The 16,831-nt window shown below is 55.8% G+C and carries 15 protein-coding genes; 5 read left to right on the forward strand and 10 right to left on the reverse strand.

Features of this window, described 5'->3' with window-relative positions; all coding sequences use genetic code 11:
- Window positions 1–90 precede the first annotated feature (90 nt).
- Together mobA and fdhD are read left to right on the forward strand one after the other, a co-directional pair.
- Window positions 91–711, forward strand: coding sequence for a molybdenum cofactor guanylyltransferase MobA (gene mobA, locus Abor_RS12895; protein ID WP_048842318.1), 621 nt, complete (start codon window positions 91–93; stop codon window positions 709–711).
- Window positions 704–1,498, forward strand: coding sequence for a formate dehydrogenase accessory sulfurtransferase FdhD (gene fdhD / locus Abor_RS12900; protein ID WP_052946445.1), 795 nt, complete (start codon window positions 704–706; stop codon window positions 1,496–1,498). The genes mobA and fdhD overlap by 8 nt, the downstream gene beginning before the upstream one ends.
- A 98-nt stretch (window positions 1,499–1,596) precedes the next feature.
- Here the strand turns inward: fdhD and Abor_RS12905 are convergent, their stop codons facing one another.
- From Abor_RS12905 to phoB, 4 genes are all read right to left on the reverse strand, one after another.
- Window positions 1,597–3,327, reverse strand: a complete 1,731-nt coding sequence (locus tag Abor_RS12905; protein ID WP_408734820.1) for an OprO/OprP family phosphate-selective porin — start codon at window positions 3,325–3,327, stop codon at window positions 1,597–1,599.
- Window positions 3,328–3,490: 163 nt separating this feature from the next.
- Entirely contained in the window at window positions 3,491–4,501 is a 1,011-nt protein-coding gene (pstS, locus tag Abor_RS12910) for a phosphate ABC transporter substrate-binding protein PstS (protein ID WP_048842293.1), read from the reverse strand.
- Window positions 4,502–4,614: 113 nt separating this feature from the next.
- The gene (locus tag Abor_RS12915) at window positions 4,615–5,916 is read right to left on the reverse strand and encodes a sensor histidine kinase (RefSeq protein WP_052946446.1); all 1,302 of its coding nucleotides are present in this window, start codon (window positions 5,914–5,916) and stop codon (window positions 4,615–4,617) included.
- 36 nt (window positions 5,917–5,952) lie between these two features.
- The gene (gene phoB, locus Abor_RS12920; protein WP_048842294.1) at window positions 5,953–6,648 is read right to left on the reverse strand and encodes a phosphate regulon transcriptional regulator PhoB; all 696 of its coding nucleotides are present in this window, start codon (window positions 6,646–6,648) and stop codon (window positions 5,953–5,955) included.
- A 211-nt stretch (window positions 6,649–6,859) separates the two neighbouring features.
- On the opposite strand from phoB, the gene Abor_RS12925 reads away from it, so the two are divergent.
- Window positions 6,860–7,135, forward strand: a complete 276-nt coding sequence (locus Abor_RS12925; RefSeq protein ID WP_126621289.1) for a hypothetical protein — start codon at window positions 6,860–6,862, stop codon at window positions 7,133–7,135.
- Window positions 7,136–7,316: 181 nt separating this feature from the next.
- Here Abor_RS12925 and Abor_RS12930 read toward each other — a convergent pair whose 3' ends face one another.
- The 6 genes from Abor_RS12930 to trpB form a co-directional block, all read right to left on the reverse strand.
- On the reverse strand, window positions 7,317–8,606 hold the full coding sequence (locus Abor_RS12930; protein WP_048842296.1) for an adenylosuccinate synthase: 1,290 nt from the start codon (window positions 8,604–8,606) through the stop codon (window positions 7,317–7,319).
- 82 nt (window positions 8,607–8,688) lie between these two features.
- Window positions 8,689–9,885 (reverse strand): ATP phosphoribosyltransferase regulatory subunit, encoded by a 1,197-nt coding sequence (locus Abor_RS12935; RefSeq protein ID WP_048842297.1) that lies wholly within the window; start codon window positions 9,883–9,885, stop codon window positions 8,689–8,691.
- Window positions 9,886–9,921: 36 nt separating this feature from the next.
- Window positions 9,922–11,403, reverse strand: a complete 1,482-nt coding sequence (locus Abor_RS12940; RefSeq protein ID WP_048842298.1) for a helicase HerA domain-containing protein — start codon at window positions 11,401–11,403, stop codon at window positions 9,922–9,924.
- 15 nt (window positions 11,404–11,418) lie between these two features.
- A complete protein-coding gene (locus Abor_RS12945) occupies window positions 11,419–12,672 on the reverse strand; it encodes a TIGR03862 family flavoprotein (RefSeq protein ID WP_048842322.1) in 1,254 nt (417 codons plus the stop codon).
- Between the two features lie 12 nt (window positions 12,673–12,684).
- A complete protein-coding gene (trpA, locus tag Abor_RS12950) occupies window positions 12,685–13,524 on the reverse strand; it encodes a tryptophan synthase subunit alpha (protein ID WP_048842299.1) in 840 nt (279 codons plus the stop codon).
- The gene (trpB, locus tag Abor_RS12955) at window positions 13,521–14,765 is read right to left on the reverse strand and encodes a tryptophan synthase subunit beta (RefSeq protein WP_048842323.1); all 1,245 of its coding nucleotides are present in this window, start codon (window positions 14,763–14,765) and stop codon (window positions 13,521–13,523) included. The genes trpA and trpB overlap by 4 nt, the downstream gene beginning before the upstream one ends.
- Window positions 14,766–15,038: 273 nt before the next feature.
- On the opposite strand from trpB, the gene Abor_RS12960 reads away from it, so the two are divergent.
- Both Abor_RS12960 and Abor_RS12965 read left to right on the forward strand, forming a co-directional pair.
- Complete coding sequence (locus Abor_RS12960; protein ID WP_048842300.1) at window positions 15,039–16,226, forward strand: CorA family divalent cation transporter; 1,188 nt, start codon at window positions 15,039–15,041, stop codon at window positions 16,224–16,226.
- A gap of 1 nt (window position 16,227) precedes the next feature.
- Window positions 16,228–16,746, forward strand: a complete 519-nt coding sequence (locus tag Abor_RS12965; RefSeq protein ID WP_052946447.1) for a hypothetical protein — start codon at window positions 16,228–16,230, stop codon at window positions 16,744–16,746.
- The last annotated feature ends 85 nt before the right edge of the window (window positions 16,747–16,831 follow it).

Consider the following 16,831-nt stretch of genomic DNA (forward strand, 5'->3'; position numbering starts at 1 on the left):
AGCCAGACGCGGTTAAAACCTGTGTCTGGCTTTTTTTATAGGCAAGACTCCCTCTTGCCTCTGGCCCGTAAACGGGCAATTTTTAACACTATGAGACAGCACACCCCCACCACTGGCCTGGCTACACTTATACTCGCCGGGGGCACGGGCACCCGTATGGGAGGGTGCGATAAACCTTTACTCCCTTTGGGCCAGCACCCCGTATTAAGCCGGCTCATTACCCTTTTACGCCCACACTGCATGGCCTTGGCCTTAAGTGCTAACGGCAATGCCGCCCGTTACGCGCCGTGGCAAATACCGGTTTTACCAGATGCCAACCCCACCTATGGCCCCTTGGCCGGTGTTTTGGCCGGGCTACTTTGGGCGCGCGGGTGTGGGGCTACCACGTTACTGACTGTGCCGGGTGATACTCCTTTTATTCCCCCAACATTGGCAACGGCTCTTATGCCCGCACCCGCCGTTGCTGCCTCTGGCGGTAGACGGCACCACTTAGTTGCTACATGGCCCGTTGACTGTGCAGAGGCCCTGCAAAAATGGCTTGAAAGCACCCAAGATAACAGCCAACGGCGTGTAAGGCTGTTTGCAGACACACTCGGCATGCGCGAAGTGTGCTTTGACACCACACCGCACGACCCATTTTTTAACATTAACACCCCAGCAGACTATGCCACCGCATGCCGTTGGGTGCAGAACGAGGCACCCCATGCCTGAAAACGCTCTTATCTGTTTATGGCCTGTTGAAAAATATAGTGATAACGCACCCTATAAAACCGACCTAAAACTGGCAGATGAAACCCCTATTGCCTTTATTTATAACAGTATTCCCTACGCTGTTATGATGGCAACACCACACAATATAGAAGATTATGCCTATGGTTTTTCTATAACAGAACGCATTGTAGGCCATGCCAGCGCTATCCGTACTCTTAAAATAGACGAGGCTTCTGATGGCCTTACTGTAAACCTAACCTTACAGGGTGAAGATTTTAAAAAACTTCTGCACTCACGCAGAGCCATGACAGGCCGTACCGGGTGCGGCGTATGCGGCACAGATGACCTAGAAAGCCTCCATACCAACCTACCCAAAGTAGCCGCCCATACGCCCGCCAGCCTTGCGGCTATACGCACGGCCTTAACCAACCTTGCGGCCCAACAAACCTTAAATGCGCAAGTACATATGGTACATGCCGCAGCATGGTGCCTGCCCAATGGCACAATACCCCTCATACGCGAAGATGTAGGCCGCCATAACGCGCTCGATAAATTAATTGGCGCAGGGTTGCGGCAACAAGCCAATTTTACAGAAGGGTTTTGCGTTATTACCAGCCGCTGCTCTTATGAAATGGTGCAAAAGGCCATTTTAGCAGGCTTTACCACTTTAGTGGCTATTTCTGCCCCCACCGCACGGGCTTTAAGGCTTGCACAGGAGGCAGGTCTAACCGTTGTAGCCCTTGCCAGACACAATGCACAATATGTGTTTACAGGCAGTATTGCCTAATAGGCTAAACGTAAAAATTCTTAAAACTACACTCATTAAAAAAGGGAGACCCTGAAAGAGGGCCTCCCTTTTTTTGAAATACTCTTTGTAAAAGAGTTTTAGAAACCAGCCTGCACACGCACAGCAACAGAGTTACCTGTACGGCCAGCTGTATTGGTAGCCTGCATGCTACGAGACACAATGAAGTGGCTATAATCCAGCATGACACGGAAGTGGCGGTTAGGGTACCAGTTAAGACCACCTGTCCAAACAGTTTGCTGACCACCCCGAACAACGTTGGCAGCAATCGCATCATTCAAGCGGCTGTTCAGGTCGATTACGCTGTAGTGGCCCACAACTTCAAGCGCACCCCAGTGGTTGGTGGCCGGATCAAACTCTTCTTTCTCGGTTACACCTGGTGCTGTAAAGGCGCCACTTTTTTCGCTGTAAAGACGCGGTGTGCCAAAGAGGGTATACGCTGCGGAGCCATACCAACCTTGGAAACCAGCAGACTTAATTTGCGGCCCATGACGCTGAACACCAACATGATAGTATTCACTCTTCAGGAGCAAGCGGTTCCAACGCACGCCAAGTTCTGGCCCAGCAGCCCATACCTGAGAGGCATTGCTGATTGTGCCCGTAGCAGCAAGGTTCGCTTCACCAATGTCAAACTCAGGACGCTGCCCGAAAGAGGTGGTGCGTGTGCAAGAGGTTGCAGCGCTATTCGTTGCTGAAGCGCTGTTACACGCCTGACGGAAAGAAGAAATAGCCGATGCACCAAGGTGCACGTCCCAATCTTTAGTCGCAACAGGGCGGCCAGCAACACGCAGAGTAGCACCGGTCTGGCTGTCCATCGTATTACCGTTACCACCACCGTAATAAGTGCTGGACATATCAGAAGCGTTGCGGTGGCCCCACTCTTGCCCTGTGAAGTAACCAGCAATCCACCAACGTTTTTCATAATGCAGAGCACCAACACTGAAGCGGGCATCGCCTGCGGCAATGTTACGCACCATGTCTGTAATGCTGGGGCGCTCAAGCGTCATAAAGTCGTTGGAGCTTTCGGAATCTTCTTCGGTTACGCGTGGCTGGAAGTAACCAACTGTCAGAATGGTGTTCCGGAAACCGGTATAGTTCAGGTTACCTTCATACAGTGCCACATAGCCATCGTTATGGTTTGCACCAAAGTCTGGGGTAACAGCAGCAACCCAGTTTTTGTAACGGAATGTGAAGGGAATACGCAAACGCCGCATGTTGGAGGTAAAGCTGTTAAACGCCCCGCGCCCCTCACCAGCCCGAGGGCCAGAATTAAAGAAACCACCAAAGTCTTCATGGAAAGCAAGACCGATAGACATGCCGTACGATGCATCTTCAGACGCAACCGTGAAACGACCTTTGGGGAAGCCGATGATCATGCCGCCGATATGAACGTTTTCATCGCTCCGGGTTGCTTGGCGGAAAGACTTCCATGATGTCACGTCACCACGGTCGGTCACAGGCGTACCGCTGGTTTGCAGCTTCAAGCGGCCAGTTTGTGCCGTTGAGTCGTTAAACTGCACAGACGGGTCAACCGGGCCAGATTCGACATAGTGGTGGCGGGGCATATTGGCAGCGTAATTGGTGCCTTTACCGTGCGGCGCACTGGCTTGGTGGGTCGCGGCCTCACTTTTTGCCAAGCGCGTTTTGAGGCTAGAAATCTGCCCCATCATTTCCCGCCGCATTTGGGCCATTTCTTGCCGCAGAGCCTGAAGCTGAGCTTCATCTGCTGAAGATGCCATGGCAGCGGGGGCTGCTGTTGTCATTAACGCAGACGTAAAAGCTAGCGTCGAAAGGAGAATCTTGGAGCGCATTACAACCATTCCAGAGCGAAGGGATGGATGTTGAATAAAAGATTCCCAAAGGCCGTAGGTTAGGGTTTCGTTATGGTTGTGTGACAGTTTTATGAAAAAGGCCATCCACATGTGTGGATGGCCCGATTCAAACGTTACAACACTAACGCCTTAGAAAATAAGCTTATTTCCAAGAAGACAGGATGTTGGTTTTAACAGCCTGTGGCAGAGCAACATAGTCTAGCTTAGCGGCAATGCTGTCACCCTGCTGGAAAGCCCAGCTAAAGAAGTTGCGTACGGCTTTACCGCGTGCAGCATCTTTAGGTGGTACAGGTGTTAGCACGTAAGTAGCTGAAACAATTGGCCATGCGCCTTTACCTGCGGTGTCAAGCAGGTCAACCGCGAAATGAGAGGCGTGCTGCCAATCAGCAGATTCAGCGGCGTGTGCAAAGCTGGTCTGGTTTGCTTCAACATCATCACCAGCGCGGTTATGCAGGCGGGTGGTGGTCAGGTGGTTGCGGCTGGCATACGCATATTCAACATAGCCAATGCCACCTTCGGTGTTCTGCACGGTTGCAGCAACGCCGTCGTTACCACGGGCGCCAAGGCCACCGGGCCAAGAAATAGAGGTGCCTGCACCCAGGTTAGTTTTCCAAGAATCGGAAGACCGAGCGAGGTAAGACGTAAATACGAACGTGGTGCCTGAACCATCAGCGCGGTGGATAGGCGCAATAGCCAGATCAGGCAGTTTTACGCCGGGGTTCAGGCTTGCAATTTTCGCATCGTTCCACTGGGTAATTTCACCAGCGTAAATACCTGCAAGCACTTCACCGCTCAGGCGCAGTGCGTTGGGTTTCATGCCCGGAATGTTAACAACCGGTACAATGCCGCCCATAACGGTGGGGAACTGGAAGAGATGAGCGGACTCAATTTTCCGGGCATCCATTGGGGCGTCAGACGCACCAAAGTCTACCGTGCCAGCCAGAACCTGGTTCTGACCTGCGCTAGAGCCAACGCTCTGGTAGTTAACGCTGACACCAGCTGCCGTTTTAGCGGCGTCGCTCCATGCCTGATAGATGGGCGCAGCGAAGCTGGAACCTGCCCCGGTAACGCTTTCAGCCTTAGAGACGCCAGAAAGAGCCGCAAGGCTGGTTGCAGCAAGCAGAATGGCGAGTGGCCGTGTTGAAAGACGCATTTTCAGTTGTATCCCTGAACATCATCAAAATGGCGCAGCCGGGGCTACGTCTAGGCTTTTTATTAATGGGTTTAGAGCACCGAAGGTAATGAAGTCTTTAAGACAGTTTTATTTCAGTTTTGTGACACCACATCTGCTTGCGCTATAGGCAGCCAGATAAGACAGTCTGTACCCGTGCCAACCGTGCTTTCAATAACAAAGCGGCCCCCGTGGCGGGTAATAACATGCTGCACAATGGCCAGCCCAAGCCCGCTGCCCTGCACCATGGCAGATGTTTTAGGCACGCGGTAAAAACGCTCGGTCAGGCGTGGTAAATGCCGTGCCGCAATACCCGGCCCGTTATCAGACACACTTAACACTACCCCCGGCCCTACGGGCCAGCCGCCTAATGGCTCAGCTTTATGAAAGCCTACCGTTACCATAAGCGGGTCTTGGCGGGTTTGGTCTGTGTCGCACCCACCATATTTCAGGGCGTTTTCAACAAGGTTAATGAGCACCTGCAAAAGTTGGTCTTCATCACCCACAACGCAAATTTCTGGGTGGGAGGGCGGCTCTACCACCAATTTTGCATCGTTTTGGCGAAACAGAATGCTGGTTTCGTTTTGCAAACGGGTGCACAGGTCAGCCAGCTTAACCACCCCGCGCGGGCGTTGGTGCTCCAGCATTTGCACGCGCGACAAATAGAGCAAACCATCAAGCAGGCGCTGCATACGCCGCCCTTGGGCCGCCATAATATCTAAAAATTCGCGCTGGGCCTCTGGGTCGTCAGCGGCGGGGCCTTGCAGGGTTTCAATAAAGCCCATTAAAGCGGCCAGCGGGGTGCGGAGTTCATGGCTAGAATACGCCACAAAATCTGCCTGCTGGCGCTCTGTCATTTCTGCTTCTGTGACATCGTGCAACGCCACAAACGAGAGCAATACGCTCTGGTGTTGCCCCCCATCGAGCCGGTCGTTTTCACCCAGAAATTGCGTTTTGGAAAAGGCCGTTTTCTGGAAAAACCCATGCACAACCCGGTGCAGCGGAATATCCAGCACAATACGGGCTTCTTCTATCTCGGTTGAGCGGGTTAGCGGGCGGGTTGCCAGCTTGTCCATTGCGCTTTGAAAAGCGGGATGGCGCTCTATCGAACCAAGATTTTCGCCAAAATCACGGTATGCTTGGGGGGAGGCATAAAGCAGCCTGCGGTCGTTATCGAGCACCAGTACGGCTTGCGGTAATGCCCCCACAACCTGCTCTACCGCCATAAGCAAACGTACACGGGCCGGTGTACGGGCCAAAGCGGGCACAGCAGCGGGCGTATGCTGCTGGGCAGCCAAACGATAACGCGCCCAAAGCGCCGTTATGCTGCCCCCCACCAAGCCGCCTGCCAACACGCCACCCACAAGAGGCAGCAGGGTATGCACACCACCCAGCATACCTGTTACCCCGCCACCACGCAGTTTGTGTACAAATTAGGGGTTTTGGGGCAGGTCAAGCGCATAACCACGCGCCCGCACGGTACGGATAAGGTCTTGCTCATCGCCCTCGTTAAGGGTCTGGCGCAAACGGCGAATATGCACATCAACCGTACGCAGTTCCACAAACGAGCTTCTTTCCCAAGCATGTTCCAGCAGTTCCTCTCGCGAGAACACCTGCCCGGGGTGCATCATCAAAAATTCAAGCAAACGGTATTCGGTTGGGCCTAGAGCCAAAAGCCTGCCATTACGCTCAACCTTATGGGCAACTCGGTCAAGCACAAGGTTTTCAAACTGCAAATTTTTGCTGGGTGGGGGCACACGGCGCAGTATGGCTTTAACCCGTGCAAACAGGGCTTCCATACCAAAAGGCTTCACCAAATAGTCGTCTGCCCCGGTATCTAGGCCACGCACGCTATCTGTTTCCTGCCCGCGGGCACTCAGCATAATAATGGGGAGTGTACGGGTTTTAGCTTGCTCACGCAGGCGGCGGCACACTTCAATGCCCGACACACCGGGCAGCATCCAGTCAAGCAGCACAAGGTCTGGCATGCGGCGGGCCACTTGGTCTAGGGCAGCCTGACCCTCTGTTGCCAGCCGAACCTCATAGCCCTGCTTTTCAAGATTATAACAGATAAGCCGGGAGAGTGCCGGATCATCTTCAACCACAAGAATATTCGCTTTTTGCGTCATGACCTACCCATAACGATTCGCACCCAAGATAGGCACTGAAAAGAAAAAAGAACAACCATACCCCTTACAGAGATGGCGGTTTTTGGCCCCCGTTAAAGCCGCGAGCCAGATGTGCAAAATCCTTATATACAAACCCAGCCTTTGTGGATTATGGAGCCAAAAAGGAGCTGGCCCGGCAATTGTGCCGGATGTGCTTTCTGGGTACGCTCGCATGAGTATTTTTCGCACTTCCCTGCCGCATAGCGGCAAAAGCCCCTCCACCACCGTGACACTTTTATTAAAAGCATTTTGCCAGCGTTTAGGGCAGGCTTTTCAGGCACGTGGCATGCTGCAACTTGGCATGCTAGACAGTATTGTTGCCACGTTAGAAGAAAACGCCCGTAAAGACCGCCTGCGGGCACTCTACCCTACCTCAACCACATTTGGCAGCTTTGCCGATGGCCCAACCGCCACAGCCATGCAGCCCCCCACTACGCACCCGCGCTAAACGGCAGCGGCTCTGCGCTGCAATGGGCATAAGGCGAGCCCCAGTGTGGGGCTTATAAAACGGCGCTTACACTTAAAAAATGACACGTAAAAAGCCGGTTAGGGTTACCCCAACCGGCTTTTTGCAGTGCTCATGCAGCACGGATTAGAGCGGAAAGCCGCCCCTAACCCTATGTTACCCTTTAGTCTTCAAAGGGGTCGCGCATCAGAATGGTGTCATCACGGTCTGGGCTGGTAGACAGCAGGGTAACAGGGGCACCCACCAGTTCTTCAATCCGGCGTACATATTTAATGGCCTGTGCGGGTAGGTCTGCCCAGCTACGGGCACCGTGCGTGGTGTCTTTCCAACCTTCAACCGTTTCAAACACAGGTTTCACACGGGCCTGAGCAGCGGGAGAGGACGGGAAGCGCTCAATGGTTTTACCATCAAGCTCATACCCTACGCAGATTTTGATTTCGTCCAGACCGTCCAGCACGTCCAGCTTGGTCAGAGCGAGGCCATTTACCCCACCAACGCGCACGGCATGGCGCACCAGAATGGCATCAAACCAGCCACAACGGCGGGGGCGGCCTGTAACGGTGCCAAACTCGTGCCCGCGCTCACCAATTTTGCGGCCTGTTTCATCAAACAGTTCAGACGGGAAAGGCCCTTCACCCACGCGGGTGCAATAGGCTTTGGCAATACCCAGCACAAAACCAGCCGCTGCAGGCCCCATGCCAGAACCTGTGCCCGCATTAGAGGCAACAGTGTTGGAGCTGGTTACAAATGGGTAGGTGCCGTGGTCTACGTCCAGCATGACAGCCTGCGCACCTTCAAACAGGATACGGCTACCAGCGCGGCGGGCGTCATCCAACAAGTCCCATGTTGGGGCCATGTAAGGCAGCACTTTAGGGGCTATGTCGGTCAGGAAGGCCAAAAGGTCTTCTTTTTTGAAAGTTTCTGCGCCCAAACCTGCCAGCAGCGTGTTGTGGTGTAGCAGCAGTTCGTCCAGCTTCCAGTCGAGTGTTTCAGGCTCAGCCAAATCACAGAGGCGGATAGCACGGCGGGCCACTTTATCTTCATAGGCAGGGCCAATGCCACGGCCTGTGGTACCAATTTTACGCTCACCACGGGCAGCTTCACGCGCGCGGTCTAGCGCACCATGTACGGGCAGAATAAGCGGCACGTTTTCAGCAATTTTCAGGGTGTCTGGGGTCACAATAAGCCCCTGCTCCTGAATACGGGCAATTTCAGCCAGAAGGGCTTGGGGGTCTACCACCACGCCGTTGCCAATAACGCCAATTTTGCCGCTAACAACACCAGAAGGCAGCAAAGACAATTTGTACACCTGATTGCCGACAACCAGCGTGTGGCCTGCATTGTGCCCACCTTGGAAGCGCACAACAATATCGGCACGGCTGGCTAGCCAATCGACAATTTTGCCTTTGCCTTCATCGCCCCACTGGGCGCCAATTACGGTGACGTTAGACATTGAACGGTCTGCTCCTGGAAGAAAAACGGCCTAGTTTAAAGGGCCGGTAGGGCTGCATAGCCACTGCCGCTATGGCAACGGGTTAGGCAAGCTCCGTACACGTAGTACCTGAAAGAATGTGACTGCACCCAAGGTGGCGGGCTTCTGCCTGTGCATCACCCTGTTGCCCGGCCGTTGCAGGCAAAGCAGCCAGTGTGGCGTAGCCTTTAGCACGCAAAGCGGCAGCCGTAGCCCGGTCTGCGCCATGTGCCACGTAAACACGCGGCAGGGCTTTGGCGGCAGGTATCATGCGGAAAAGCACATCAGGCCGGAAGGTAAGCCCACAGGCGGGTTCGTTATCGTTGCACAAATAACGCCCGCCACGGCCCAACTCTTCGGCACGGCCAACGGCAAATACGGTTACGCACACGCCAGTGTGGTATTTCCAGCCCCTAAATTCTACGGGGTCTATGGTCAGGCGTAGGTCTGGCGCCTGCTCGGCAATAGCCGCCACGGCATCTATCAGGCGTTGCAAAATAGCGCGGGCTTTAGGCGGCAGGGTAAGGCTGTTGAGCGCGGCAACAGCCTGCGCAGCAGGGCCAGCAGCCCGCAACAATGCAATAAGCGTTTGCGCTAATGGGCCACCTAATTCTGCCACGGCAGCGGCGTCTTTACGGTCTAGGGCGCGTAACAGGGCTGGGCGTGTTGTGGGGGCAATGCCTGCCTCTTCTAGCAACGCGGGCACAAAGGGGGGCATGGTTAGGTCAAACGAAACGCCGGGCACGCCAAGCTGGGCCAATGCTTCTGCAGCAACACACACAACCTCGGCATCGGCCTGTGGGCTGTCTGGGCCAATTAGCTCTATGCCGGTTTGCATAATCTGGCGGCCGCTTTCTTCTGCCTTGGCGGGCATAACCAGCACACACGTACCCGCGTAAGACAAACGCAAGGGCCGCGGCAGGTCTGCAAGGCGAGTCGCGGCCATGCGGGCAATTTGGGGTGTTATGTCTGGGCGCAGCACCATCATGCGCCGCGTATCGGGATCCATAACCCGAAAGCTCTGCTCTGCTAAAGCCGCACCGGCCCCGGCAAGCAGAGTTTCCTCAAATTCCATAAGGGGCGGGCGCACACGGTTGTACCCGTGCGAGGCAAACACCCCCATAAGAGTTGCCACACCTTCTGCCTCTGTGCGGGCATCTGGCGTGAGCAGGTCTACGAAACCGGCCGGCAGCAAGGCCGGGCTGAAGGTCGGATCTTCGGTCATGCTTTGGGCTATAGCATTGCCCGGCGCACACGTCATGCCCGCAAAGGGGCACTTTTTTGCAGGTATGCTTTCTTAGTGCTGAGGCATACCCGGCAGGGTTTCCCACCCTGGGCCAATAATGGTGATGATACGGCGGCCCATACCATCAGCCTGCAAGACAATAATATTGCGGTCTTCTAACCATTCGAGCAGGCGGCGGGCACGCCCTTGCGAGACTGTACCGTAAACTTTGGCAATTTCTGCATCAGACGGGCACGGCTGGCGGGCAATAGCGGCACGCGCCAAACACAGAAAAACCGATTGCAGGTCTTCGGGTAAAACCGTGGCCAAAGATTCGGCCTGCTGCCATTCAGGCGTTGCGCACATATCTTCACTCACGCCACTGCGGGCGGTGGCTAGGGCGCGGTTAAAGCTTTTAAGATCAAGCGCGTTGCGGCCCAACCCGGCAATACGGCAGCGCACCAAAAAGTCTTGGTACAGCACTGAGGCTGAGCGGAAAGACGTTTCTTCATCTTCCATCATGTCGCGCAAAATGGCGGTCATGCGGGCTTCACGCTCGGTTTGGTCTTCAGGCGTTTCTTCCACCTCTTGCTCGGCTTGGGCAACATTTGCCTGCACCTCTCCATGTGCGGCTAATTGCGAGAGCAGGTCTGGCGGCGGCGTGGCAGGGGCTTTGCGGGGGCGTGCGAACGATTCTGCGGCTGGCAGCGGGGCCAGAATAAGCTCGTGCACGGGGGCCGAAGGCGGCTCAAACGGGGCCAGAACTGGCCCGGCAGAGCGGCTTTCTGTTTCAACCGTACCAATACGCACAGGGGTTGGCCGCCGGTAGAGCGCGGGGCCAAGAGCAACAAAGGTACCGCGCGCAAGGTCTCTGAAGGCTTCGGCCTGCCTGCGCTCCATACCCAGCAGGTCTGCTGCGCGGGTCATGTCGATATCCAAAAACGTGCGGCCCATAAGAAAGTTAGAGGCCTCTGCCGCCACGTTTTTGGCCAGCTTAGCCAAACGCTGGGTCGCAATAATACCAGCCAAACCACGCTTACGGCCACGGCACATCAGGTTGGTCATGGCCCCCAAAGACGAGCGCCGCGCCTCGTCTGAGACCTCACCGGCGGCGGCGGGCGCAAAAAGCTGTGCTTCATCAACCACAACAAGCACGGGGTACCAATACTCTCGTGGGGCTTCGAACATACCCCCCAAGAAAGCTGCGGCCCACTTCATTTGCTGGTCGGCATCTAACCCTTCAAGGTTAAGCACGACAGAGGCCCTGTGCATGCGCATACGCTCACCAGCGGCATGCAGGGCCATTTCTGAATAATCGGCCCCTTCAATCACTAAATGACCAAATTTTTCGGCAAGGCTTACAAAATCGCCTTCGGGGTCAATAATGGCCTGCTGCACCAGCCGGGCAGACTGCTCTAGCAGCCTGCGCAACAAATGCGACTTACCCGAGCCAGAGTTGCCCTGCACCAGCAGACGGGTAGCCAGAAGCTCTGCAAGATCCATCTGTGCGGGGCCTGCGCCCGGCACTTCCCCCATTATAATCTTATTGGTCATGGTGAGCAGATACCGCTATGCGTGGGGGTGCTGCAACCACTGCAAAACACCCTTTGCAGCCGCACGCCCCGTGGCAAGGCAGCCATGTAGCAGATAACCGCCAGTTGGGGCCTCCCAATCCAGCATTTCGCCTGCAACAAAAACACCGGGTTTTGCGCTGAGCATAAATGTGGGTGTGCAGGCAGTGTGCATAACCCCTCCGGCAGTAGAAATAGCACGGGCCAGCGGTTGGGGCTGGTGCAGGGTTATGGGCAATGCCTTAAGGCGTGCCGCCAAAGCCTGTGGTGTTGTGGGCACTGGCCCTGCCTCGTGCAGCAAGGCTACTGCAAGCGGGGGCAGGCGCAGGGCTTTGCGTAACCGATTCGATAAACTCTCACGCGGGCGCACGCTGGCAAGGCGGGCGGCAAGAACCTGTTCTGTTAGGTCTGGCCGTAGGTCGAGCAGCAAAGTGGCACTCCCGTGTGCCGCCACATGTGCGCGCAACGCAGCAGACAGCGCATAAAGTGCCCCACCCTCTAGGCCTGTAGCGGTTACGACAACCTCGCCCCGTACGGTACGGCCAGCAAAACTGAGCGCCACAGGCTTAAGCGGGGTGCCCGCAAAACGCGCGCGCAAGGTGTCTGACCACCTAACCTGAAAACCGCAGTTAGAGGGTTGGAGCGGTGCAACCTCTGCCCCCTGCCCCTGCACAACAGGCACCCATGCCCCCGTGCTGCCAAGCCGGGGCCAGCTTGCGCCACCAAGGGCCAGCACCATGGCATCTGGCACGTAAGGGGGGGCTAATTCTGGCGGTAAACAGGCCCCCTCTTGTGTGGGGGTAAAAGTAGGGTGGCCTTGCGGGTTCCAGCCTGTCCATTCTGTGCGGGTATGGAGCACAACCCCTTGGCTACGCAGGCGCTCAAGCCATGCCCGCAAAAGTGGGGAAGCTTTCATAGCCGTTGGAAAAACCCGACCGGAGGAACCAACAAAGCTGTCTTGCCCCAAGCCTGCCATCCAGTCCCGAATGTCTTGGGTTGTCCATGCTGCTAAGGCCGGGGCCAGCCATGGCGCAGCGCTACCGTAACGGGTTAAAAGCCTATCAGCCGCCTCAGAATGGCTAATATTTAACCCGCCCCGCCCCGCCATAAGCAATTTGCGGCCATAGCTGGGCATGCGCTCAACCACCTGCACGGCACAGCCTGCGGCAGAAATTACCTCTGCCGCGGCCAGCCCCGCTGGGCCACCGCCTATAACGCAAACACGCGCTGGCCGTGTAACCCCTTCTTGCACCAAAGACAGAACTCAGCCCGCCTTTGCGCCAGAACCTGCGGCACGCACAGCCGCAGCCAGTTCTTCAATTTGGGCCAAAACCCGTGGAAGGGTTTGCGCTGTAGCTTGGCCGTTTTCATCGAGTGTTTCAGCCAAGGTCGCCAGCAAGGCCGAGGCCACAACTGCACCATCTGCAATACTAGCCGCTGTTGCCGCTTGTTGGGGGGAGCGAATACCAAAGCCAATAGCCACTGGCAGGGTAGTAGCGGCCCGCAAGCGCGGCAGTGCTTTGCTTAGGTCTTCAACGCTGGCGGTACGGGTGCCGGTAATACCGGTAATGCTCACGTAATACACAAAGCCAGAAGCGTGCGAGAGCACATAGCGCAAGCGTTCATCTGTGGTGGTGGGGGCGACAAGGCGGATAATATCGAGGCCGTTTGCGTCTGTGTGCTTTTCAATCACATCCGCTTCTTCGGGTGGGAGATCGACAATAATCAGCCCATCAACCCCCGCTTTGGCGGCATCTGTGCAAAAGCGCTCATAGCCATAGGCTTCAATGGGGTTGAGGTAGCCCATCAGGATAATAGGGGTTTCGTTATCCCCCTCCCTAAAGGCGGCAACCATTTTGAGCACACCGGCTAAGGTAGAACCCGCTTTTAGCCCACGACGGGCCGCAAGCTGAATAACCGGGCCATCGGCTGAGGGGTCGGAGAAGGGTACCCCAACCTCAATAAGGTCTGCACCGGCGGCTGGCATAGCTTTAAGCAGCGCCAATGACGTGTCGAGGTCTGGGTCAAACGCTTCAAGGTAGGGAATGAGCGCACCACGCCCTTGGGCGGCCAGAGCTTTAAAACGGGCGGCAATACGGCTCACAGTTTCACTCCCAAATGTTCGGCAACGGTAAAGATGTCTTTGTCACCCCGGCCAGAAATATTGACAACCAACAAGGTGTCTTTGGGCAGAGTGGGGGCAATTTTAGACGCATAGGCAATGGCATGGGCAGATTCGAGGGCAGGAATAATGCCCTCCGTGCGGGTGCAAAGCTGGAAGGCATCAAGCGCTTCTTGGTCTGTTGCGCCCACATATTCTGCGCGGCCAATATCGTGCAGCCAAGAATGTTCTGGCCCCACACCGGGGTAGTCTAGGCCTGCGCTAATAGAATGCGCTTCATCAATCTGGCCATCGGCATTTTGGAGCAGGTAGGTGCGGTTACCATGCAACACACCATGCTTACCGCGCTCAATAGAGGCCGCCGTTTTACCGCTATCCAGCCCGTGGCCTGCGGCTTCAACACCAATAAGACGCACAGAGGCATCATCTAAAAACGGGTGGAAAATACCCATAGCGTTAGAGCCACCGCCAATAGCAGCCACCACCACATCTGGCAGGCGGCCTTCAAGCTCTTGCATCTGGGCTTTGGTTTCTGTGCCAATAATGCTCTGAAAGTCGCGCACCATAGCAGGGTATGGGTGCGGGCCAGCAACGGTACCGACCAGAAAATAGGTGTCTGCCACGTTTGCAACCCAGTCGCGCATGGCTTCGTTCATGGCATCTTTTAATGTGCCTGCCCCTGCGGTAACGGGCACAACGTCTGCCCCCAGCAGGCGCATACGAAACACATTGGGTTTTTGGCGCTCAACATCGGTTGCCCCCATATACACAACGCATTTCATGCCAAACAGGGCGCACACGGTGGCGGTAGCCACCCCATGCTGGCCAGCCCCGGTTTCGGCCACAATACGGGTGCGCCCCATGCGGCGGGCCAACAAAATTTGGCCCATAACGTTATTAAGCTTGTGCGAACCGGTATGGTTTAGCTCTTCACGCTTCATGTAAATTTTAGCGCCACCGAGTTCTTCGGTCATACGGCGGGCAAACCAGAGGGGGCTTGGGCGGCCAACATAATCACGCAGGTAAAACGCCAGCTCTTTTTGAAAAGCAGGGTCTGCCTTGGCTGTTTTGTAAGCCTGATCAAGTTCTAAAATAAGGGGCATCAGGGTTTCAGCCACAAAGCGCCCGCCAAACCAGCCGCCAAAATGCCCACGCTCGTCCGGCCCATGCCGGAGGGAGTTCGCTTGTGCCGCTGTTATGCCGTTTACTGTTGTGTCTGCCATGGTTGGTTCCACCGCTCCTAAATTTGCGTGTTATGCCGGGGCCGCCCTGCCCCAAAAGCAGGCATCTGGCTTACCAGAACCCCTGTGTTGTTGCACAGACCCAGCTTGTGTTTTTCTTTACTTTTCAAAGGTGGTCTGCCCTGCCTGTGCAAGCCTTGCCAGCCTTGGCCCCAAACAGGCATAGTCTGGCAACGACTGGCAGGATACTGCGCACCAGCACCACCAAAACTGCCATTACGCCGCCCCTAAACCCTTCAGCGCAAGGAGAGTTGCATGTTTCTGGCCCACAAGCCCGGCGCCCCCGCCCGGGCCATTGAGAGTGAGGCAGACGCACGCGGTATAACCTGGATAGACCTGCTTAACCCCACCGAAGCCGAGCAGGCTCTGGCGGCGCGTATTTGTGGGCAACCCCTACCCACGCTGGATGACCTAAGCGAAATTGAAAGTTCGTCTCGCATTAGTGTGCGCAATGGTGCTGCGTTTCTTTCAACCCCATTGCTTAAAAAAATAGGCACAGAGTTTCAAAGCTCACCAGTGGGGTTTATTTTAACTGCCGAGCGGCTCATTACCATTCGCTACCAACCCTACCCATCTTTTGAAGCCGTGGCCCAACTGGTGGCAGAGCACACCCTGCCCCCAGCCCCCGCCACCACACCTGCACCCAGCACAGTGGTACCCCCCAGTGCCGCGCAAGACACCAGCTCTGACCAGCCGTTACAAAGCGTTGTTGCCCCGCCCCAGCAGCTAAAACCCATGCCCATTGGCCCCGGAGAGGTGCTGGTAGCCTTAATTGAGACGATAGTTGACCGGCTGGCAGATATTTTGGAAAGCGTTGGCACCCTGCTGGACAAACTCTCGCAAGATATTTTTAAGCGCCGCCAAAACCAGTCTCCACTCCATAGTATTGCTGCATGGCAGCGTGACCTGCTGCAACGTGTTGGCAGCGCAGGCGACCTGTGCTCTCGGGTGCGCGATTCTTTACTTGGGCTAGAGCGCATCACCATTTTTTTGGGTGAAAGCAAAAAAGATGGCGTTGCCCCGGCCTCTGGCCTGCCGCTAACAACCCGCCGTTTTGAAGCAGGCGTTACCACCCTACCCACAGAAAACGCGCCCTACGCCCTGCCCGGCGCATTACGTGCCCGCATGACCACAGCCAACCGCGACCTGTCCTCCCTCACCGATTACGTGGCGCAGGCTGCCAGTAAGGTTGAGTTTTTACTTGATGCCACCTTGGGTTTTATTAGCATTGAGCAAAACGGCATGATGAAAGTGCTCACTGTTGTAAGCTTTATTGGTGTGGCCCCCACCCTTATTGCCGGGGTGTATGGCATGAACTTTAAAGACATTCCGGAGTTAGGGTGGAGCTATGGGTATTGGTACTCCCTAGCGCTTATGGCGGCGTCTATTGTGCTGCCGCTCTTGTGGTTCTGGCGTAAAGGCTGGTTGGGAGGCATTAAATAACATGACCCGTTTTCTTCTTTTAACCGCAGGCTTGCTCAGTGCAGCCGCTGCGCTGCCCGCACACGCCGCCCCAAAAGCCCCAGATTACCAAAGCATTTTTAACCGCCTTGCGGCAGAGCCTTTACGCTATGCGGGGCTTTCATCGCACAAGGGCGCACGTATTTTGGTCGGCTTACACCCCACAGCCAATGGTGCGCTAGAAGGGGAGATGATGCGCCTAGACAGTGCCATGCGCCCCTTAGCCGCTGGCCCGCTACACGGCACTTTTAGCGGTGGCACGACCATGAGCCAAACCGCCCACTGCACCCTAACCATTACCCTGCCGGGACGTGATATTGGGCTAAACGGCCCCTGCTCCGAACAGCAAATGTCTGGTGCCATGACAGTACGCCTACGCCCAACGCAGCTTTGGTCGCAGGTGTCTCATTTTATTTCGCCAGATACTTCTGTCTCACAATACTGGTTAAGCCGGGCTGCATGGCAGCAAGCCACAACGCCAGAAGGGGCAGCACAGCCCTAAGCCGGGGCCTATAAGCATTAAGGCCCGCCCCACACGCCCACAGCACTGGCACTGGCACTGGCACTGGCACTGGCACTGGCACTGG

The sequence above is a fragment of the Acetobacter orientalis genome, assembly GCF_000963965.1.
GTDB classification, from domain to species: Bacteria; Pseudomonadota; Alphaproteobacteria; order Acetobacterales; family Acetobacteraceae; genus Acetobacter; species Acetobacter orientalis.